At 74.0% G+C, this 19622-nt stretch carries 20 protein-coding genes; 9 read left to right on the forward strand and 11 right to left on the reverse strand.

Going from position 1 to position 19622, the window contains the following annotated elements; translation table 11 throughout:
- Positions 1 to 3: 3 nt before the first annotated feature.
- Positions 4 to 1194: an MFS transporter gene (locus VFG42_RS25670; RefSeq protein ID WP_324911694.1), complete on the forward strand. Its 1191-nt coding sequence runs from the start codon at positions 4 to 6 to the stop codon at positions 1192 to 1194.
- Here the strand turns inward: VFG42_RS25670 and VFG42_RS25675 are convergent.
- The 3 genes from VFG42_RS25675 to VFG42_RS25685 form a co-directional block, all read right to left on the reverse strand.
- Positions 1175 to 1657 (reverse strand): hypothetical protein, encoded by a 483-nt coding sequence (locus VFG42_RS25675; RefSeq protein ID WP_324911695.1) that lies wholly within the window; start codon positions 1655 to 1657, stop codon positions 1175 to 1177. The genes VFG42_RS25670 and VFG42_RS25675 overlap by 20 nt on opposite strands.
- Positions 1658 to 1847: 190 nt before the next feature.
- Entirely contained in the window at positions 1848 to 3032 is a 1185-nt protein-coding gene (locus tag VFG42_RS25680) for a low temperature requirement protein A (RefSeq protein WP_324911696.1), read from the reverse strand.
- A gap of 12 nt (positions 3033 to 3044) precedes the next feature.
- The gene (locus VFG42_RS25685) at positions 3045 to 3947 is read right to left on the reverse strand and encodes a LysR family transcriptional regulator (RefSeq protein WP_324911697.1); all 903 of its coding nucleotides are present in this window, start codon (positions 3945 to 3947) and stop codon (positions 3045 to 3047) included.
- Positions 3948 to 4032: 85 nt separating this feature from the next.
- On the opposite strand from VFG42_RS25685, the gene VFG42_RS25690 reads away from it, so the two are divergent.
- The 4 genes from VFG42_RS25690 (at position 4033) to VFG42_RS25705 (ending at position 9355) form a co-directional block, all read left to right on the forward strand.
- Positions 4033 to 5283 (forward strand): MFS transporter, encoded by a 1251-nt coding sequence (locus VFG42_RS25690; protein ID WP_324911698.1) that lies wholly within the window; start codon positions 4033 to 4035, stop codon positions 5281 to 5283.
- A gap of 53 nt (positions 5284 to 5336) precedes the next feature.
- Positions 5337 to 6986: an FAD-binding dehydrogenase gene (locus tag VFG42_RS25695; RefSeq protein ID WP_324911699.1), complete on the forward strand. Its 1650-nt coding sequence runs from the start codon at positions 5337 to 5339 to the stop codon at positions 6984 to 6986.
- A 4-nt stretch (positions 6987 to 6990) separates the two neighbouring features.
- The gene (locus tag VFG42_RS25700) at positions 6991 to 7833 is read left to right on the forward strand and encodes a MaoC/PaaZ C-terminal domain-containing protein (protein WP_324911700.1); all 843 of its coding nucleotides are present in this window, start codon (positions 6991 to 6993) and stop codon (positions 7831 to 7833) included.
- Between the two features lie 1072 nt (positions 7834 to 8905).
- Entirely contained in the window at positions 8906 to 9355 is a 450-nt protein-coding gene (locus VFG42_RS25705; protein ID WP_324911701.1) for an SRPBCC family protein, read from the forward strand.
- Here VFG42_RS25705 and VFG42_RS25710 read toward each other — a convergent pair.
- Positions 9333 to 10166 (reverse strand): hypothetical protein, encoded by an 834-nt coding sequence (locus VFG42_RS25710; protein ID WP_324911702.1) that lies wholly within the window; start codon positions 10164 to 10166, stop codon positions 9333 to 9335. The two genes, VFG42_RS25705 and VFG42_RS25710, sit on opposite strands and share 23 nt — an antisense overlap.
- 143 nt (positions 10167 to 10309) lie before the next feature.
- Here VFG42_RS25710 and VFG42_RS25715 point away from each other — a divergent pair, with 143 nt between their 5' ends.
- Genes VFG42_RS25715 through VFG42_RS25725 form a run of 3 tightly spaced genes read left to right on the forward strand, consistent with a single transcriptional unit; the run spans position 10310 to position 12270 of the window.
- Entirely contained in the window at positions 10310 to 10894 is a 585-nt protein-coding gene (locus tag VFG42_RS25715; protein ID WP_324911703.1) for a calcium-binding protein, read from the forward strand.
- A gap of 12 nt (positions 10895 to 10906) precedes the next feature.
- Positions 10907 to 11857, forward strand: a complete 951-nt coding sequence (locus VFG42_RS25720; protein WP_324911704.1) for a hypothetical protein — start codon at positions 10907 to 10909, stop codon at positions 11855 to 11857.
- Positions 11854 to 12270, forward strand: coding sequence for a cupin domain-containing protein (locus VFG42_RS25725; protein ID WP_324911705.1), 417 nt, complete (start codon positions 11854 to 11856; stop codon positions 12268 to 12270). The genes VFG42_RS25720 and VFG42_RS25725 overlap by 4 nt, the downstream gene beginning before the upstream one ends.
- A 26-nt stretch (positions 12271 to 12296) precedes the next feature.
- Here VFG42_RS25725 and VFG42_RS25730 read toward each other — a convergent pair whose 3' ends face one another.
- A complete protein-coding gene (locus tag VFG42_RS25730; protein WP_324911706.1) occupies positions 12297 to 12866 on the reverse strand; it encodes a hypothetical protein in 570 nt (189 codons plus the stop codon).
- Between the two features lie 125 nt (positions 12867 to 12991).
- On the opposite strand from VFG42_RS25730, the gene VFG42_RS25735 reads away from it, so the two are divergent.
- On the forward strand, positions 12992 to 14557 hold the full coding sequence (locus tag VFG42_RS25735; protein ID WP_324911707.1) for an MFS transporter: 1566 nt from the start codon (positions 12992 to 12994) through the stop codon (positions 14555 to 14557).
- On the opposite strand, the gene VFG42_RS25740 is transcribed toward VFG42_RS25735, so the two are convergent.
- The 6 genes from VFG42_RS25740 to VFG42_RS25765 form a co-directional block, all read right to left on the reverse strand.
- Positions 14532 to 14792, reverse strand: coding sequence for a hypothetical protein (locus VFG42_RS25740; RefSeq protein WP_324911708.1), 261 nt, complete (start codon positions 14790 to 14792; stop codon positions 14532 to 14534). The genes VFG42_RS25735 and VFG42_RS25740 overlap by 26 nt on opposite strands.
- A gap of 62 nt (positions 14793 to 14854) precedes the next feature.
- Positions 14855 to 15643, reverse strand: a complete 789-nt coding sequence (locus tag VFG42_RS25745) for a SigB/SigF/SigG family RNA polymerase sigma factor (protein ID WP_324911709.1) — start codon at positions 15641 to 15643, stop codon at positions 14855 to 14857.
- 522 nt (positions 15644 to 16165) lie between these two features.
- The gene (locus VFG42_RS25750) at positions 16166 to 16402 is read right to left on the reverse strand and encodes a CDGSH iron-sulfur domain-containing protein (RefSeq protein WP_324911710.1); all 237 of its coding nucleotides are present in this window, start codon (positions 16400 to 16402) and stop codon (positions 16166 to 16168) included.
- The gene (locus tag VFG42_RS25755) at positions 16399 to 17412 is read right to left on the reverse strand and encodes an iron-containing redox enzyme family protein (RefSeq protein WP_324911711.1); all 1014 of its coding nucleotides are present in this window, start codon (positions 17410 to 17412) and stop codon (positions 16399 to 16401) included. The genes VFG42_RS25750 and VFG42_RS25755 overlap by 4 nt, the downstream gene beginning before the upstream one ends.
- A gap of 30 nt (positions 17413 to 17442) precedes the next feature.
- Entirely contained in the window at positions 17443 to 18531 is a 1089-nt protein-coding gene (locus tag VFG42_RS25760; protein WP_324911712.1) for a carboxylate-amine ligase, read from the reverse strand.
- A 123-nt stretch (positions 18532 to 18654) separates the two neighbouring features.
- Complete coding sequence (locus VFG42_RS25765) at positions 18655 to 19539, reverse strand: FRG domain-containing protein (RefSeq protein WP_324911713.1); 885 nt, start codon at positions 19537 to 19539, stop codon at positions 18655 to 18657.
- Between the last annotated feature and the right edge of the window lie 83 nt (positions 19540 to 19622).

Genomic DNA, 19622 nt, shown 5'->3' on the forward strand with positions numbered 1-19622 from the left:
CGCGTGTCGCCCGCCGCTGCCGTCCGGGCCCCTGGGGTCCCGCGCACCCTCGCCCTCGCGCTGCTCAGCCGCGTCCCGCTGAGCGCGATCGGGCTGCTGCTCGTCCTCCAGGTCCGCCACCTCGGCCACTCCTACACCTTGGCCGGCGCCTGCAGCGGCGCCTGCGCGCTGGGCATGGCGATCGGCTCGCCGGTGCTCGGCCGGATGATCGACCGCGCCGGCCAGGCCGCCGTGCTGTCGGTGACCGGCGGCGCCGTGGTCGCGGCCATGGCGCTCTTCACGATCATCCCCGCCGGCGCGCCCGCGCCGCTGTTCCTCCTCGTCGCGCTGCTGGTCGGCGCCTGCCAGCCGCCGGTCGGCTCGTGCGTGCGCGTGCTCTGGCGGCGGATGCTCGACGGCCCCGGCTTCTCCGCGCTGGTCACGCTCGACGCCTCGCTGCAGGAGCTCGCGTTCCTCAGCGGCCCGCTGCTGCTGATCGGCCTGGCCTCCGGGATCGGCGCGGCGGGCGCGCTGGCCGTGACCGCCGCGATCACCGGCGTCGTCGCCGCGCTCTTCGCGCTGCTGCCCGAGACGCGCCGCCTCGGCGGCGTCGAGCCGCGCGACGCGCACGCCACGGAGGCGGCCGAGCGCGCGCTGCACTCCGGCGGCGTGCGCCTGCTGCTGCTCGTCGCCGCGCTGATGGGCATCGCGTTCGGCGCGACCGAGCTGGGCCTCGTCACGACCGCCGACCACCACGGCGCGCGCGGCGCGTCCGGCATCCTCTTCGCGCTCTGGGGCGTGGGCAGCTTCATCGGCGGGATCGTCTGGACCCGCAGCGTCGCGAGCCGCGACCAGGCCGCCGCGATGCCGTGGCTGCTGCTGGTCCTCGGGATCACCTCGGCGCTGATCGGCGCGCTGCCGACGATGGTGCTCGTCGGCGTCGGCATCGCGCTCGCGGGCGCCGCGGTCGCGCCGCTGTTCGGCGTCCTCTACTCGACGATGGGCGACGTCTCGCCGCCCGGCGCGCTGACCGAGGCCTTCACGCTGGAGACCTCAGCGATCACCGCGGGCATCGCGCTCGGCTCGGCCGTCGCGGGCGCGGCGGCCAGCGCGTTCGGCGCGCCCGCGACGTTCGTCTTCGCGGGCGCGGCGTTCCTGGTGGCCTGCGCGGCCGTGCGGCTGCTGGGTCCCGGCGTCAGTCGCGCAACGGCCTGAGGACCGCGAACATGCGCTCGGCGCCGGCGATCGCCGCCAGGCGCCGGGTCCGGCGGCCCGAGAGCCTGCCCGCGCCGACGAGCACGGTCGAGTAGCGGCCCGTGCCGAGCACGCGGCCCAGCCAGACCTCGGCGCGGCCGTGACGGCAGACGACCGTGCACTCCGCGTCGTCGGTCAGCGCGCCGACCTTCTCGCGCAGCAGCAGCTCGGAGCGCTGGCGCGAGTCCTCGGCCCACGGCCGCGGCACCATCATCCAGCCGCTGGCCGCGACCGCCCACCAGAACGGCATCTTCGCCGGTCCCGCCACGGTCACCCGCGCGCCGAGCGCGGCCGCGCGCGCGTAGGCGATCGGCAGCGCCTCCGCCAGGCCGGCGTCGTCCATCGCGACGACGAGCACGCCCGCGCTTCCGCGGTCGGACTGCTCGCCGACCGACCCCCTCTCGGGCGCCCTTACGTTGATCACCAGGTCTCCTCCTCCTCGCTGATCAGGGGCCGAATGTACACCCGCACGCCGAGCGTTGCCTGAGTTTTTCGTCCAGACGTCAAGGTTCCGACGCTCCCGGGGTGAGGCGATCCGGATCCCCCGAACACGGGTCTGCCGGGGGCCGGCGCCACTCCGCTGTCCCTTTGAGCCTCCCCGCTCCCGGGGCCAGTTATGCGGGCGCCGCGGGAGCGCGCCGCCGGCGCCCGTAGACGAGCTGGTCGCCGGCGATCACCGCGACCAGCACCGCCAGCACCAGCAGCGCGAGCACGAGCGCGTCGGCGCCGGGCAGCGCGATGCCGATCAGCACGCAGAGCGCCGCGCCCAGCGGCCGCCGCCACGCCGTGCGCCCGGTCAGCCGCAGGCGGAAGAGCACGTGCGCGAAGAGGTAGAGCGCCGGACCGCCGACGACCGCGGCGACCTCCGCCGAGCCCGCCAGCGGCTCGGTCGGGTGCGCGATGACCAGCTCGTCGCCGACCGCCGAGAGCACGATCGCGCCGACCAGCACGACGTGCAGGTAGGTGTAGGCGTCGCGCGCCACCGACGTGCGATCGGTCGTCAGCTCGTGCAGCCGCCGCTCGGCCAGCTGCGCGACCGCCGTGAAGTACAACCACCACAGCGCCGCCGACGTCAGGAACGCGGTGCCGAACGCGACCGCGGTCTTCGACGTCAGCCCCAGCTCGGAGGTCGTCGCGCCGGTCACCACGATCGACTCGCCCAGCGCGATGATGATGAACAACCCGAAGCGCTCGCTGAAGTGCGCGGTCTCGACCATCCACGTCGACCCCGGCAGGCGCCGCCACCCGGGGACCCAGTAGACGCCCAGCGGCGCGCCGTAGTCCACCATCAGCGCGACCAGCCACAGGATCGTGCGCGTCGCCCCGCCGTCGACCAGCGCGCCGGCCAGCCAGAAGACGCCCGCCAGCAGGAACCAGATCAGGATCCGCGCGGCGCGCTCGCGCTCCACCGAGCCGTCCGGCCAGGACCAGACCAGGAACCCGTGGCGCCCGACCTGGATCGCCAGGTAGGAGCAGATGAACAACAACGCCTGGTCGCCGAACGCGTGCGGGATCGCCACCGCCATCATCAGGCTCGCGAGCATCAGCGCGATCATCAGCAGCCGCACGACCGGCGACTCGGGGTCCAGCTCGTTGGTGACCCACGCCGTGTAGTTCCACGACCACCAGACGACGAGCAGGAGCAGCGCGGACTGCCCGGAGCCCTCCCACGTCAGGTGGCCGAGCAGGTGATGGCTGATCTGCGTGATCGCGAAGACGAAGACCAGGTCGTAGAACAGCTCCAGCGACGTGGTGCGCTGCTCCTCCTCCCCCCGCGGGCGCGCGAACCGGCTGCTCATCGCCGCCAGAGCCTAATGAGCCGGTCCGTCGACGAGGGCGTGGCGGCGCGCCATCGTCACGAACGCGCGCGCGGCGGGGCTCGACGGCCGCTGCGCGGGCGCGGCGATCGCGACCGCCAGGCGCGGGCCGCGCCGGATCGGCACGCGCGCCAGCGGCACGCCGGGCGCCAGCATCATCTCCAGCGTGATCGTGATCGCCAGCCCGTGCGCGACGAAGTCCGCGATGGTCGCGAGGTCGTTGATCTCATAGGCCAACTCGTGCGGCAGGCCGGCGGCGGCGAACGCGCGGTCGTTGGCCACCCGCACGCCCCACGCGGGCGGCAGGTCGCAGAACGGCTCGCCGGCCAGGTCCTTCAGCTCGACCGCCCCGCGCTCGGCGAGCCGGTGGCCGACATGGCAGACCAGCACCATGGCGGGCTCGGCCAGGACCGTGACGTCCAGCCCCGGCAGGTCGCGGTCGGGCAGGCCGAGGAACGACAGGTCCAGCTCACCGGTGCGCACGCGCTCGGCCTGGTCGGCGCTGCCGCCCTGGCGGACCTCGACGGTCACGCCCGGATGCTCGGCGGCGAACGCGGCGATCGTCGCCGCGACGCTGATCCCGCCCGCGCCCTGCGTGGCCTGCATGATCCCCAGCCGGATCGTGCCGCGCAGGCCGCCGCGGACCTCGTCGACCGCGTGGCCGACCGCGGCCGCGGCCTGGAGCGCGGCGCGCGCCGAGGGCAGCAGCGCGCGGCCCTCGGGGCTCAGCTCGACGCGGTGGGTGGTGCGGTGGAAGAGCGTGACGCCCCACTCGCGCTCGAGGTTGCGGATCGTCGCCGACACCGCGGACTGGACGACGTGCAGGCGGTCGGCCGCGCGCGAGAAGCTCGACTCCTCGGCGACGGCGACGAAGCTGTCCAGGTGGCGCAGGTCCATGGCGGTCCGGTCATCACTTTGACAGATGACCATCAGCGCGAACAAGCGTGGTAACAGATCACCCCGCACGCGAGACTGAGAGGTCATGGACCTCTCTCCCCGCCGCCATCGCCTCGGCTTCTGGGCCGTCGCCTTCGCCTTCCTGGCGGTCATGGCGTTCTCCACCCTCCCCAGCCCGCTGTACGGCCTCTACCAGGCGCGCGACGGGTTCTCGTCGTTCACGGTGACCGTGATCTACGGCGCCTACGCGATCGGCGTCGTCGCCGCGCTGCTGCTGGCCGGCCACGTCTCCGACTGGCACGGCCGCCGCCGCGTGCTCGTGCCCGCGATCTCGATCTCGATCCTGAGCGCGATCGTCTTCCTGGTCTGGCGCGACGTCCCGGGCCTGATCGTGGCGCGCATCATCAACGGCCTGTCGGTCGGCGTCGTGGCCGCGACCGCGACCGCGTGGCTGACCGAGCTGCACGCCAAGGCCCGGCCGCACGCCTCCCCGCTGCGCGCGCAGCTGACCGCCATCGGCGTGAACATCGGCGGCCTCGGCCTCGGGCCGGTGATCTCCGGCGCGCTGGCGCAGTGGGTCGGCGCGCCGCTGACCGTGCCCTACGTCGTGTTGTTGGTGGCCTTGGCCGTCGCGGTCGCGCTCGTCGCGCTGACGCCCGAGACGCGCGACCGCCCCGACCCGATGCCCGCCTACCGCGTCCAGCGCGTGTCGGTCCCCGACGAGGCGCGCGGCGCCTTCTGGAACGCGGCCTGGGGCGCGTTCATCGCCTTCGGCGCGCAGGGCCTGTTCACCGGCCTGACCGCGACGTTCCTGGTCGGCACGCTGCACGAGACCTCGCACCTGCTGGCCGGGGTGACCGTGTTCGCCGTGTTCGGCGCGGGCGTCCTCGCGCAGCTCACGCTGGCGACGGCGCCGCCGCGGCGGCTGCTGGTGACCGGCACGTCGCTGATGGTGGCCGGGCTCGTCGTCACGCCGATCGCCGTGTGGCTGTCGTCGCCGAGCTACGCGCTGTTTTTGATCGGCGGCGCGCTGACCGGCGGCGGCGCGGGCGCGGTCTTCAAGGGCTCGATCGGCTCGGTCATCGCGATCACCGAGCCCCATCAGCGCGCCGAGGCGCTGGCGGGCATCTTCCTGGCGGGCTACGTCGGGCTGTCGCTGCCGGTCGTCGGCGCGGGCGTCGCGCTGCAGTTCACCGACGCGCGCAACACGCTGCTGGGCTTCGCGGTGATCGAGATCGTGGCGATCGTGCTCGTCGCGCGGCGGATGCTCGCGCGCGACGCGGCCGCCGCGGCCGCCGACGCCGGCGAGACGCGGCGGGAGCCCGTCACGGCCTGAGCGCGCTCCAATATGCTGTGCGCTCCCATGTATTCGCAGAGAGTGTGCAGCAAGTGACGTCCGCCGACGCGATCGTGGTCGGCGGTGGCCTGGCCGGACTGGTCGCCACCGCCGAGCTGGTGCACGCGGGCAAGCGCGTGATCCTGGTCGACCAGGAGCCGGAGGCGTCGCTGGGCGGCCAGGCGTTCTGGTCGTTCGGCGGGATCTTCCTGGTGGACTCGCCCGAGCAGCGGCGGATGGGCGTCAAGGACTCCTACGAGCTGGCCTGGCAGGACTGGCAGGGCACGGCGGGCTTCGACCGTCCCGAGGACCTCTGGCCCGCGCGGTGGGCCGAGGCCTACGTGCAGTTCGCGGCGGGCGAGAAGCGCTCGTGGCTGCGCAGGCACGGCGTGCGCTTCCTGCCCAACCCGGGCTGGGCGGAGCGCGGCGGCTACGGCGCGATCGGCCACGGCAACTCGGTCCCGCGCTTCCACGTGACGTGGGGCACGGGCCCGGGCGTGGTCGCGCCGTTCGAGAAGATCGTCCGCGACGGCGCCGCGCGCGGGCTGGTCGACCTGCGCTTCCGCCATCGGGTCGACGCGCTGTCGGTGACCGACGGCCACGTCGACGGGATCTCGGGGTCCGTGCTCGCGCCGAGCCCGGTCGGCCGCGGCGAGGCGTCGTCGCGCGAGGTCGTCGGCGAGTTCGCGCTGTCGGCGCCCGCGGTGGTCCTGGCCACCGGCGGCATCGGCGGCAACCACGAGTTGGTGCGGTCGGTCTGGCCGGAGCGCCTGGGCACGCCGCCCGCGCGCATGATCTCGGGCGTGCCCGCGCACGTCGACGGGCGGATGCTGAAGATCGCCCAGGACGCGGGCGCGCGGTCGATCAACCCCGACCGCATGTGGCACTACGTCGAGGGCATCCAGAACTGGAGCCCGATCTGGCCGATGCACGGCATCCGGATCCTGCCGGGGCCGTCGTCGCTGTGGCTGGACGCGACCGGCCGCCGGCTGCCGGTGCCGCTGTTCCCGGGCTACGACACGCTCGGCACGCTCGACCACATCATGAAGACGGGCCACGACCACACGTGGTTCATCCTCACGCAGAAGATCGTGGAGAAGGAGTTCGCGCTGTCGGGCTCCGAGCAGAACCCGGACATCACGAGCAAGTCCATCAAGGCGGTCCTCCAGACCCGCGTGGCCTCGGGCGCGCCCGGACCGGTCGACGCGTTCCTCAAGCACGGCGCGGACTTCGTGGTGGAGCCGACGCTGGAGCGGCTGGTGGAGGGCATGCGGCGGCTGGAGCCCGGCACCGAGCTGACGTTCGCGCAGGTCCAGCAGGAGGTCGTCGCGCGCGACCGCGAGATGGACAACAAGTACACCAAGGACCTGCAGGTGGCCGCGATCCGCGAGGCGCGCCGCTACGTGCCCGACCGCATCGCGCGGGTCGCGTCGCCGCACCGGCTGCTGGACCCGAAGGCCGGGCCGCTGATCGCGGTGCGGCTGTCGATCCTGACGCGCAAGTCGCTCGGTGGTCTGGAGACGGACCTGGCCGCGCGCGTGCTCGGGGACGACGGCAAGCCGCTCGGTGGGCTCTACGCGGCCGGTGAGGTCGCGGGATTCGGCGGCGGCGGCATGCACGGCTACCGGTCGCTGGAGGGCACGTTCCTCGGCGGCTGCCTGTTCAGCGGGCGCGCCGCGGGAAGGGCTGTCGCGCAAGGATAGGCCCGTGCCCGAGATCGACCCCGACCTGGTCGGCCACGCCCTGGAGGAGATCGAGTGGACGTGGACCGACCGCGACGCGATGTTGTACGCGTTGAGCGTCGGGGCGCGATTGCCCGAGGACCTGCCGTTCTTGTATGAGTCGTTCGGGCCGCGCGTGGCGGCGCCGTTCCCGTTGGCGGGCACGACGCTCGCGCTGCCGCCGCTGGTCGACGCGCTCGGGATCGACCTGAGGAACCTGCTGCACGTCTCCCAGGCGGTCGACCTGCCGAGGGTCGTGCCGCCGGCGGGCCGGGCGGTCGTGCGCCGACGTGTGACCGGCGTGTGGGACAAGCAGCGCGCGGCGATCGTGGACGTCGAGGACGTCCTCGCCGACGACGCCGGCGTGCTCGCGGTGGCGCGTTCGTCCTGGTGGGTCGCGGGCGCCGGCGGCTTCGGCGGCGAGCGCGGCGTCCGGGGCGGGACCGCCGCGCCGCCGGCCCACCGACCCGCCGACCTGCGCGTGACGATCCCGACCTCGCCCGAGCAGGCCGCGCTGCATCGCCTCGCCGGCGACCGCAACCCCGTGCACATCGACCCCGAGCTGGCCCGCGCCGCCGGCCAGCCCCGCCCGTTCCTCCACGGGCTCTGCACCCTGGGCGCCGTCGGCCACGCGCTGGACCGGGCGGCCGGGATCCACCGGAGGCTGGTCGGCCTGTCCGGGCGGTTCGTCGCACCGGTCTTCCCGGGGGACACGCTGTTCGTGGAGGCCTGGCAGGACGGGGACGGCGGGACCACGGCGCGGGTGCGGGTGCGGGATGGGGTTGTGGTGGACGGAGTGCGGGCGCGGTATGGGGAGGGGCTGGTGTAGGGGCTGGCGCTGGTGTTTGTGGCGTCCGGTGCGGGGTGTTGGTGGTGGTGCGGGGTGTTGGTGGGTTTGGCATTGAGAGCGGCGAGCAGGGGTTGGCGGTGCCGGCGTGGGCTCGTCTGCCGTTGGCGTGGGGCGGCGGGTGCCTGCGCCGCCGCGGAGCCTGGTGCAGGGACTCGCACCCAGACATCAGACCGGGCAGCAGTGGTCTCCGCGAGCCACGAGGGTTCGGGCGTGTCTGGCAGCGCGCGGGGCGCCGTTCGGGCCCGAAGCGCCACAACGCGGGCTTAGCCCGCGACATCCGCGGGTTCCCGGCGAACCGTCGCCCAGCGACGCCCCTCGGGTCGCCGCAGGCGCCCGGCGGCCATCGAGCCCCGCCATGGGCCGACCGATGGCGCCTTGGTGTCGCCCAGGAACACCAAGACGCCACCGGTCACCCAGCGGCGCCGACCTCGGCGGATCGATGGCACTCCGGGGTCGCCAGGCGCCCCCAAGCTGCCATCGATCTCCGGAGAAGCGCCGGCCTCGCCCTCGACCCCACCAACGGCGTCTTCGTGGTCCCCAGGAGCACGAAGACGCCGTTGGTCGCCCAGGGGCGCCGGCCTCGGCGGATCAGTGGCACTTCGGGGTCGCCGGAAGCCCTCAGGCTGCCATCGATCTCCGGAGGAGCGCCGGCCTCGCCTTCGACCCCACCGACGGCGCCTTCGTGTCGCCGAGGAACACGAAGACGCCGTTGGTCGCCCAAGGGCGCCCGCCGCGGCGGATCGATGGCACTTCAGGGGCGCCGGGCGCCCTCGGGCTGCCATCGATGCGGGGTGGAGGGTGCGCCACCCTGGCCCGGATTCAGGTCTGGATGCGAGTCCCTGCACCAGGCCCCGCAGCGGCGCAGGCACCCGCCCCAAACCACCACGGCAGACCAACCCACGCCGGCACCACCAACCCCTGCCCGCCGCTCTCAATGCAAAACCCACCAACGCCCCGCACCACCAACCCCAACCCCGCGCCGGACGCCACAGACGCCTAGGACTCCCCGTCCCCTGGTCCCCGCGCACGCGACCCGCCAAGATCCCGCGCCATGGACGTCTCCACCACGGTCAGCCGGCGGATCGACGAGCCGCGGGAGCAGGTGTTCGCCCGGTTCATCCCCGTCAGGCTCGAGGACATCCTCCATCGCTATGGCCCCGTGCCGGCCGTCACCGGGACCAGTGGGCAGACCGGGCCGTGGGATGTCGTGGGCTCTTCGCGGACCGTCCACCTCGCCGACGGCAGCCAGGCGACCGAGCGGGTGACGCGGTGTGAGACGCCGAGGGTGTTCGGCTACACGGTCAGCGGGTTCACGAACCCGATCCGGCTGCTCGCCCGGGAGGCCCGAGGGGTGTGGGTCTTCGACCCGGGTGGCGAGGTCCGGTGGACCTACACGTTCGTGGCGCGGTCGCCGGCGCACGCGGTGGTGCTCGTGCCGATCGTCCGCGTGTTCTGGCGTGGCTTCATGCGCCGGGCGCTCAAAGCGCTGGCCGACGGCTGAACGCGCTGACCGCCGCGCCCAGCGCCACGAGCGCGACGGCGGCGATCGCGCCGCCGACGATCCAGTTGTGCAAGGGGTCGGTCAGCACGTCCCAGACCGCGACGCGCAGCGCGCCGTCGGTGCCCGCGTCGTCCAGCGCGCCGCGCCCCACCGCCAGCGCGCCGAGCAGCAGCAGCGCCGAGACGCCGACGCACACGCCGAGGCGGACGAGCCCGCGCGCCAGGCCGCCCGCGGTCAGCAGCACCCCGAGCAGCGCGAGCACCGCGCCTGGGATCGCGATGCCGCGCACGATCCGCACGCGGGCGACCGCGTCATGGGCGTCGCGGACCTCGGAGCGGTCGAGGATCACCACCGGCGCCGGGTCGGCGATCGCGTCGGCCACCACCCCCAGCCCGGCCGCCCGCACCCGCGCGCGCAGCTCGGCCGCCAGCGGCGCCAGGTCGAGCGTCAGCGGGGTCGGCACGTCGCCGGTCAGCCGGTTGGCGAGCTGGCCGTGCGCGGTGCGCTGGACGCGCAACCACACGCGCTTGTAGGCCTCGGTCGCCACCAGCGCCCGCGCGGCCTGGCGGATCCGGGCGCGGTAGGCCTCGGTTCCGCCGGGCAGGCCCGCCGACTCCAGCCGCGCGCTGGCGACGCTCACCAGCTCGTCGACGACCGCGTTCTGCACGGTCGCGTCGGAGGCCAGCGGCGTGGCGGTCCTCATGAAGCGATCGGTGTCGGTCGCGTTCCCGTACGCCCACCACGACCCGACCGCCACCGCGGGCAGCACGCAGCCCAGCACGACGCAGACGATGGCCAGAGCCCGACGCATCCCTACCCGTCGATGCCGGACGCCCGGCCGATCCCCGATGTCGAACCGCTGACAAACGCGCTTCGGCCACGTAGGTTCCCGATACCCGTGCTCACGACGCACCACGGTAGGCGACGTCGACCCCGTCCTCCAGGAACCTCTCCATGCGCATCCTCCGCCCCGCTCTCCTCGGCACGCTGGTCCTCGGGCTGACCGCGGCCACCGCCCTCGCCGGCACCAGCCACAAGGGCTGGCCGCAGATCGACGGCGTCCTGATCATGAACAAGCAGGACCAGAGCCGCCCGATCGACGCCCGTCCCGGGAAGGACCTCTTCGCGAACACCGACCCGTCGTACTCCTGCGACGGCGTGCACGAGAAGCGCTGCGCCGACGCGTCCGGCTCGGTCATCCGCGCCGGCCACAACGAGCTGCTCGGCGGCCACGGCAGCGACACGATCCACGCCGGACCGCGGGGCGACGTGCTCTGGGGCGACTACAAGCCCTCCGGCCAGCCGAGCAAGCAGGTCGACCGCCTCGACGGCGGCGCCGGACGCGACTTCATCTACGCCTCGCACGGCACGAACATCATCCACGCCGGCGGCGGCAACGACTTCATCAAGGCCCACTACGGCAAGGGCATCATCGATTGCGGTGGCGGCGACGACGTGCTGTACGTGTCGCGTCGCGCGCAGAAGTCCTACAAGATCTCGCACTGCGAGACCATCTCGCACAAGTCGGTCGGCTACTGACAGGATGAGGCGATGGCCCAGCGTCGTCGCCCCTCCGAGCAGCGCGCCTGGCTGGAGGGCGACCCGCCCCTGGCCGAGGTCCGCGCGGCGTTCCCGCGCGAGTGGGCCGACGTCCAGCGCGAGCTCGCCGAGGTCGTCGACGGCGACGACGTGGCCGCCGTGCAGGCCTACGCCACCCGCGTCGCCCGGCCGCCCGCCGTGCGCGACGAGCGCGCGGCCCTCTCGGCGCTGGCCAAGCAGCGCATGGCCGCCGCCGCGCTGCGCCAGATGGGCGTCGCGGCGGCCACCGGCGTGTCCTCCGGGACGCTGCGCTTCGGCCTGGTCTCCGGCCGGCTGACCCAGCGGCTGCTGTTCGCCGGAAGCGGGCTGGAGCGCAAGCCGGTGTCGATGGGCGCCTTCCGGACGATCTGGCCGCTGGTGCGTCAGAAGTCCTACCTGATGCCCTTGGTCCAGCCACGCGGCATCTACTGCTTCTACTCCAAGCCGCTCGTGGCCGAGCTCGCGCGGCGGATCGGCGACCGCCCCTGCCTGGAGATCGCCGCCGGCGACGGCACGCTGGCGCGCTTCCTGCGCGACGCGGGCGCCGACGTCGTCGCCACCGACGACTTCTCGTGGACGCAGACGCGACCCAAGGCCGACGCGCCGACCGACGTCGTTCGCCAGGACGCCCACGACGCGCTGCGCGCCCGCCGGCCCGAGGTCGTCCTGTGCTCGTGGCCGCCCGCGGGCAACGGCTTCGAGAAGTGGGTGTTCAAGACGCCGAGCGTGAAGACCTACATCATGATCGGCTCGCGCTCGGAGGCCGGCGCGGGCAACTTCGCCGACTACCGCGCGGGCGGCGGCGGCGACGACGGCGGCGCGTTCTCCATGACGCTCGACGAGGAGCTGTCCAAGCTCGTCCTGCCGCCCGAGATCGAGCCCGCCGTGTACGTCTTCGAGCGACGGGATACAGCCAGGGCATGAGCGACTACGCCATCGTGAACCCCGACGAGGCCGACGACGCCTACGCCGGCTCCGACGTCCCAGGCGAGTTCCGCAGCCTCACCGGCGCGCTGGGCTGCGAGCAGCTCGGGGCGACGCTGATCCGCGTCCCGCCGCACTCGGACTTCGAGCAGGGCACCGGCCACACCCACGACGAGATCGAGGAGCTCTACCTCGTGACGCGCGGCACGCTGACGATGCGCTTCGGCGACGAGGTCGAGCGGGTCTCCGCCCCCGCCGCGGTGCGCGTGGCGGCGAGCACGCCGCGGTCGCACCGCAACGAGGGCGACGAGCCCGTCGACCTCTGGGCGATCTCGCCGCGGTCCGACGGCGACCGCGGCCACAAGATCGACGGCTTCTGGGAGGCCTCGGCCGACGCCGCGCAGCGGCGCTGACCGACGCCTCCGCGGCGGGCCGGCGATCAGGCCGTGCCGGACACCGCTTCGCTTCCGACCATCCCGGCCGCGGCGGCGGACCGGCGCCGGCGGCCGTAGGCCGCCGCCAGCGGCAGCGCCGCGAGGATCGCTCCGATCGCGATCAGGACGATGCCCGCGATCGTCGCCACGGTCGCGACGACGCTCCACCCCCACACGCTGAGCAGCAGGCCGCGCAGCGTCTCGCCCTGGAAGAGCGTGGCCTTCTGCGCCGCCAGCGTCTCGTTCTTGGGATCGGCCATCGCCTGCGCGCTGACCTGGGCGTAGGTCTTGCCCCCGGCGACCTCGGCCAGGTGGCGGTTGATGTACTTGTCGGCGTAGGCCTTGGCCTTGGTCCCGTTGTCCACCGTCTGGCCCGCGTACTGCTTCAGGTCGTCGAACAGGCCGGCCTGCTTGGTGGCGGGGAAGGTGATCTTCTGCGGGGCGAGCTGGTCGTGGACGACCGACCGGGCGTACCCGCCGCCCACGAGGGCGAGGGCGCCCGCGACGACCATGCCGAGCGCGAGGCCGACGGCGATGGCGGTCAGCGAGGTGATGCGGTCGAGGAAGCTGTTCATGATGGTCTCGACGCTATGCCTTCGCCGTGCCGCTGCCAGCCGCAGGAAGCCGCGCGCCGTGACCGGGAGAACTACTGAAGTCGCCGGCGCGTTTGTCCGGCCGTTCGCGCGGAGACCACCCCGCCATGAAGGGCAAGGTCCAGACCGGAACCGTAGAGACCGACATCCCCGCCCGGCTGGATCGGCTGCCGTGGTCGGGCTGGCACTGGCTGATCGTGATCGGTCTGGGCACCGTCTGGATCCTCGACGGCCTCGAGGTCACGATCGTCGGCAACGTCGGCGGCCGGATCGCCCAGCCCGGCAGCGGCCTGGACCTCTCGGCCGGCGAGATCACGGGCCTGGCGGCGTCGCTGTACGTCGCGGGCGCCTGCGTCGGCGCGCTGTTCTTCGGGTGGTTGACCGACCGCTTCGGCCGCAAGAAGCTGTTCCTCATCACCTTGGCCGTCTACCTGGTGGCCACGGCGCTGACCGCGGTGTCGATGACCCCGGTGTGGTTCTTCGCCTGCCGCTTCCTGACCGGCTTCGGGATCGGCGGCGAGTACGCGGCGATCAACTCGGCGATCGACGAGCTGATCCCGTCCAAGCACCGCGGCCGCGTCGACCTGGCGATCAACGGGTCGTTCTGGTTCGGCGCGATGCTCGGCGCGCTGCTGTCGATCGCCGCGCTCAACGAGTCCTGGTTCCCCGGCGACGTCGGCTGGCGCCTGTCCTTCGGCCTCGGCGTCGTGCTCGGGCTGGTGATCCTGCTCGTCCGCCGCAACGTGCCGGAGTCGCCGCGCTGGCTGATCATCCACGGCCGCGAGGACGAGGCCGAGGCGATCGTGTCGGGCATCGAGGAGCGCGTGCGGCGCGAGACCGGCGCGGAGCTGCCCGAGCCCGACAAGGCCATCAAGATCCGCCAGCGCCGCGTGATCGGCTTCGGCGAGATCGCCTCGACGATGGCCAAGATGTACCCCAAGCGCACCGTCCTCGGGATGTCGCTGTTCATCGGCCAGGCGTTCCTCTACAACGCCATCACCTTCGGCTACGCGACGATCCTCATCGACTTCTTCGACGTGCCGTCGGGGCACACGGGCTACTACTACGCGGTGATCGCGGTCGGCAACTTCGTCGGCCCGCTCGTGCTCGGCCCGCTGTTCGACACGGTCGGCCGCCGCCCGATGATCGCCGGCACCTACATCTTGAGCGGCCTCCTGCTGCTGGTCACCGCCGCGCTCTTCCGGGGCGGCACGCTGAACGCGACGACCACGACGCTGTGCTGGACGGTCGTGCTGTTCTTCGCCTCGACCGGAGCCTCGTCGGCCTACCTGACGGTCAGCGAGGTCTTCCCGATGGAGACCCGCGCGCTGGCGATCGCGTTCTTCTACGCCATCGGCACGGCGATCGGCGGCATCACCGGCCCGCAGCTGTTCTCGCGGCTGATCGAGACCGGCAGCACCGGCAACGTGGCCTTGGCCTTCGCGATCGGCGCGGCGCTGATGATCGTCGCCGGCGTCGTGGCGATGTTCTACGGCGTCGACGCCGAGCGCCAGAGCCTGGAGGACATCGCCAAGCCGCTCACGGCGCGCGACGCCGAGCAGGCGGAGGGCGACGACGACGACGGTGGCGACCGGCACGACGGCGGCGCGCCGAAGCGCGCCGACCGGTTCGTGCGGCGCCCGAGCCCTAGCCCGGCGTCACCGCGTCCTTGAGCTTCTGGAAGCGCGAGCCGTCGGACGCGACGTCGCCCGTCGGCGCGTCGGGCAGCCCCGCCTGCTTGCGCAGCCGCTGGGCGATCTCGGCGATGTCCTCGGGCATGTGGTCGGGCGCGAAATGGTCGAGCACCCGGCGGCGCGCGCGCTGACCGGCTGCCTGCTCGTCCGCGGGCCCGCCGGATTGATCGCCGCTCGGCGGCTCGACGCCCAGACGATCGATGCGGGTGATCATGGGCGTCGGGCTCGCCGAAGGCCGGGCGGATGCGGCGTCCTCCGCGCGACGTCCGCGCGACGTCACAGGCCGCCGCTCACGTCGCAGGCTCGCTGCGCGGCGGCGGCGTGGAGCTTGTCGAGGATCTGCCGCAGGAGCCGTGACACGTGCATCTGCGACAGGCCCACCCGCTCGCCGATCTCGCTCTGCGTGAGGTCGTCCTCCATGCGCAGCCGGAGGATCTCGCGCTCGCGGTGGGTCAGCGTGCGCAGCAGCGCGTCGACGGTGGCGCGGTCGTCGGCGCGCGCGAAGCCGTCGTCCTCGACGCCGAGCAGGTCGCCCAGCTCGCCGCCGTCCTCCTCGTCGCCGACGCGTGCCGACAGCGACGTCGCGCCGTGCGCCGCCGCCGCCTCGCGCGCCTCCAGCACCTCCTCGTGCGTCATGCCGGTCTCGATCGCCAGCTCGTCGATCGTCGGCGAGCGGCCGAGCGACCGCTGCAGGTCGGCGGTCATGCGCTCGACCTGCAGCGCGTGCTCCTGGAGCGTGCGCGGCGGGCGCACCGCCCAGCCGCGGTCGCGGAAGTGACGGCGCAGCTCGCCGAGCATCGTCGGCAGCGCGTAGCTGCTGAACGTCGCGCCGTTGGCGGGGTCGAAGCGGTCGATGGCCTTCAACAACCCGAGGCTGGCGACCTGGACCAGGTCCTCGAAGGGCTCGCTGCGCCGGGCGTAATGGTTGGCCGCGTAGCGGGCCAGCGGCAGGTAGCGCTCGACGAGCTGCTCCCGCGTCTGGAGGTCCCGGGTGCTGGCGAAGCGACGCAGCAGGCGGACGTCGGCGGGGGCGTCGCGTGCCGGGCTGAAGACGGCGGTGGTCACGGATGACCTCCTTTGACAGGGGTTCGGAGGGTCGCATGGGCCCCTGTGATGTGGCGTGCTCGCACGCCACATCCTCGTCCGGTTCCCACACGCAGCTCCGACGAGGTGGCCTGCCGGAGGAAAGACCTGCCGCGGCGCCGGTTCGTTCTTCTTCTAACGATCCCCCCGAACCGCCCCAAAGCGAGGCCGGATGTCTGCCCGCTGACGGTCAGGTGCCTGGCGCGCCGCGCCCGGCCCGGCCCGCGACCCCGGGCGGGAGCACGCCGGCCGTGACCACCAACGCGGTCGGCGGCGGGTCGAGCGGGATCGGCGCGGCGACCGCGCCGGCCCTTGACGCGCAAGGGATCGACGGGCCCGCGGGGTGCTCGACGCCGACGGCGACACGGCGCCGCGCGGGGCCTCGCCAGGCCTCCGTCGGGGACCGCCGGACGGCCCCGACGAGGCCGCGTCGCGGCAGCGCCGGACGGCGTCCGGACGCGCCAGAGGTTGGTTGGCAACCTCGGCCCCACCGCCGTGAGGACGTCAGCCCTCCGGCTGCTGGGCCCCGGACTCCGCCCGGAACCCGACCGCCTTGTGCATGCCGTCGCAGAACGGCTTGCGCCGCGAGCGCCCGCAGCGGCAGAGCGCGATCGTGCCCTGGTGGACCTCGATGTCGTGGCCGTCCTGGTCGGTCAGCGTGAACGGCCCGCGGACCAGCAGCGGGCCGTCGCGGTAGGGCGTGATGCGCGCCGCCGGAGGGGCGGAGCCGTGCTCGCTCATGCCCCGACGAGGTCGGCGTGCAGGGCGGTGCGGTCGGCCGCCCAGGCGTCCAGCAGCGCGGTCGCCCAACGGCCGTCGAGCTCGACCAGCGCGCGGGCGCCGAACAGGATGTCGTCGATCAGCCGCGGCTCGGCGCGCGCCAGGCCGCCCGCGAGGTCGACGGCGGCGATGTTCTCGTGCACGGCGTCGGCGGTGACGTGCTCGTCGAAGAACGTCGTCGCGTCGGCGTCGTGGTGGCCGAGGCGGCGCAGGCCGGTCGCGTAGCGCCGGTTGGGGATCGACGAGGTCATCTCGAACAGCGCGAGGTGGCCGACGATCCGGCCGCGGTGGCGGCGGTGGAGCCCGAAGTAGGACATCAGGTTGACGGTGGCCAGCGTGACGCCGGGCAGCTTGTCCAGGTACGCGCCGTAGGTGTCGTCCAGCCCGAGCGCCCGCATCGCGCGCGCGAACAGGACGGCGTGGACGCGGTCCGGGTCGCCGCCGCCGTACTCGTCGGCTTGGACCTCGACGAGCGCGGCCTTCGGCGGCCCGGCGAGGCGGGCGATCGCCCACGAGTGCGGGTCGGCCTCCTTGAGCTGGTAGGCCGAGCGGTGCGTCAGGAACTCGCGGAACCGCGCCTCGGTGCCCTGCGTCTCGAGGTGGCGGCTCAGCGACGGGGCGTCGTCGGCGTCGGCGATCGCGCGCAGCGCTAGGTCCATCGTCTCGGCGGTCGCGGACGGCGGCGTCCAGCCCGCCAGCGCGTCGGCCAGCGCGCCCTCGAAGACGTCCTCCAGCCGCGCGCGCACGGCCAGCAGGCCCGGGTCCCACTCCCAGCGCTCGTCGACGTCGTCGAAGCCGCGGTAGTGCAGCTCGTAGCAGCAGTACAGGGCGAGCTGGAAGTCGTCGTCGGCCAGCGGAGCGGCGACGTCGAGCGGCGGGAGGTCGGCGGGCGAGAGCGCGCCGGGGGAGCTGTGGAGGGCCGCGAGGACGGCGCCGGACAGGGGGCCTCGCGGGCAAGGAGCGTGCGACATGGCGACGTCGATACCCGACTCGGGGAGTCCTCATGTCGCCAGGAAGCGCTCGGCCGCGGCGGCCGCCATGCCGTGCGGCCCCAGGGCACGCGCCGACTCGGCGCGTGGGCGCTCCAGGAGGTCGCGCGCGGAGGCCAGCTCGGCGTCGCAGCGCAGCCGCCGCGCGGCGGGCGCCAGCGCGTCGAGCAGGTCGGCGAGGTGCTCGGCGGTCGGCCGTCGGGCGCCGCCGCGCGCGTCGCTCCAGACGCCGCGGACGCCGTGGCGGCACGCGCTCCAGCGGTTCTCGGCGATGCGCCACGACGGCGCGGGCGCGGGCAGGTCCCCGGCGTCGTGGCGGTCGGCCAGCGTGGCGAGCAGCGCGTGGACGACGGCGGCGATCGCCGCGGTGTCGGCGACCGTCGCCTGCGTGTCGGCGACGCGGACCTCCAGCGTGCCGTGCACCGGATGCGGCCGCGCCTCCCACCACCACCCGGCGTCGGCGAAGCGCCGCTCCGGCCAGCGCAGCGCGGCCGCGTAGGCCGCCCACGACGGCAGCTCGGGCGGGACGCCCTGGCGCGGCAGCAGGTCGCAGAGCTTGGGCCGGACCGAGGCCAGCGCGGTGTCGGCGCCCTCGTAGAACGGCGCGCCGGCGCCGAGCGCCGCGATCGCCGGCAGCTCCTCGCGCAGCGCGTTGTAGACCGCCAGCGCGCGGCGGGCGCCGCCGACGGCGACGTGGACGTGCAGGCCGAAGACCAGCTGGCGGCGCAGCACCGGCCCGTGCTCCGCCAACAACGCGGCGTAGCGCGCGCCCGCGGTGAGCACGCCGACGCCGGACGCGAACGGGTGCACCCCGGCGCCGGCGGGACGGGCCAACCCCGCGGCGGCCCGCGCCAGCTCGGCGCGCGCGGCGGCCAGCGCGCGGGCGCTCTCGGCGACCGTCGCGGTCGGCGGCACGACGATCTCCGCCTGCGCGGCCGGCAGCTCGGGCACGAAGCGGCCGTCGCCGTCCAGCCGCGCCAACACCGGGGCCGCGCACGGCGCGAGGTCGAGCGTCGCGGCGTCCAGCAGCATCAGCTCCTCCTCCAGCCCGACGGTCAGCGGCCGGTCGTCCGAGCCGAAGGCGTTTGCGATGTCGTCCACGTCGGTGATGTCCCCCGTGATGCGCGTCGTCACGCCGCCGGGCGTGTTCCACCCGATCTCGGACTCCTGGCTGCCAGACGCAGGCCGAGGAGCTGGTCGTCGTGATCGGCGGTCGCGCGCCGCTCACGCCATCGAGCCCTCCTCCTGCACGCGATCCTCGCTTCCGGACATCGACGCCCCCGCGAACGTCCCGGGATCCAGCTGCGGCGAGTAGTAGCGGCGCAGCCACGCCGCCAGCCCGTCGAGCCCCGGCATGAGGCTGCGCTCGGTGATCTGCGACTGATCCAGCCGGCGCCGGACGTCGTGCTTCAGCGCCGCCGGAATCCGCCACACGCGCCCGATCCCCGGGTGCTGCGCCAGCCACGCCTCCAGCTCGCACGTCGGATCCGACATGGTGGACAACACGGCCGCCTGGCCGGCGATCCGCTCGTCGAACGTCGGCGGCTCGAAGAACAGCCCGAACGGCCGGCCGTCGTGCTGGAGCTCCTGGAGGTCGGCGACCTCGGGCGCCACGAGCGCGATCTGCTCGGTCGTGAAGACCAGCGCGCCCTCCTCGTCGAGCAGGTCGCGCAGCAGCGGCGGCAGCACGTGGTGGACGCGCGCGCAGTCGACCGACCACAGCAGCGCGTCGCTCTCCGGCCACGACGCGGTCGCGAAGTGCAGCGCGACCAGCGGCGAGAACGTCCAGTCCAGCAGGCGCGTCGGGAGGCCGTGGTGCTGCCCGAGCGCCACCCAGTCCCAGGTGGTCGGACCGGGCGCGGCGCGGTGCGCGTACTTGCGGAAGTTGCGCAGCAGGTGACGCTCCAGCGCCGCGTAGTCGCCGGTCAGCCGCGCGAGGCTCGTGACGTTGGTGTAGTCGGCGCGCGCCAGGCCGCGGAAGACGACGGTCGGCCGCGCCTGCTCGGGATGGCTGCCCCACGACCGGTCGTTGATCGCCTCGTCCAGGGCGCGCCAGGTCTCGAGCGTCTGGATCTCCATGTCGCCGAGGCGCTGCCCGCGCCCGTCCACGGCTAAGCGTCCGGGCCCTTGCCGGCGCGCCGTCGGTCCCCTACGCGGCGCACGGACCGCGGCGCGCGTTGTCCGCGTCAAGC

This window comes from Baekduia sp. (assembly GCF_035685985.1).
Taxonomy (GTDB): domain Bacteria; phylum Actinomycetota; class Thermoleophilia; order Solirubrobacterales; family Solirubrobacteraceae; genus Baekduia.